This is a genomic window from Arthrobacter sp. MDT2-34-1, assembly GCF_059091365.1.
This window is the reverse complement of sequence record NZ_JBNHGO010000116.1, coordinates 1-544: the sequence shown is the minus strand read 5'-3', so window position 1 is coordinate 544 and position 544 is coordinate 1. Positions and strand designations below refer to the sequence as shown.

The following is a 544-nucleotide window of genomic DNA, read 5'->3' as shown; positions in this document are numbered from 1 at the left end:
ATCTGGTCGTCGTACAGCAGGGATTCGAACCCGATATTCTCCTGGGCGGCCTTGAGGGCTTCCAGCGCATCCTTGCCCTCGACGATCGGCAGCGTGAAGGAGATATCCGTCCGGCCTGAGGCGTGGGTGGACACGTTCTGCACAATCATGTCGATGTTGGAGTGAGCGCCGGCGACGATGCCGAAGATCTCGGCGGCCTTACCGGGGATGTCGGGCACGCCGACCACCGTGACCTTGGCTTCGGAGTGATCGTGGGCGACGCCGGAGATGATGGGCTGTTCCAAGGGTTCTCCCTCTTGAATCTTGATCTTGTCGTCGGGACTGGGCAGGACCCAGGTTCCTTCGTGCTGGCTGAAGGATGAGCGGACGTGCAGCGGCACGCCGAAGCGACGGGCGTACTCGACACAGCGCAGGTGCAGGATCTTGGAGCCCGAAGCGGCCATTTCCAGCATTTCCTCGCTGGAGATCTTGTCGATTTTACGGGCGGATGGAACCACCCGAGGGTCGGCGGTGTAGATGCCGTCGACGTCGGTATAGATTTCGC

Annotated in this window: 1 protein-coding gene; it reads right to left on the bottom strand. The window is 61.4% G+C overall.

Going from position 1 to position 544, the window contains the following annotated elements; genetic code table 11:
* On the bottom strand, nucleotides 1-544 hold a 544-nt coding region (locus tag AC5RVV_RS17935; RefSeq protein ID WP_494002705.1), incomplete at both ends, for an amino acid kinase family protein.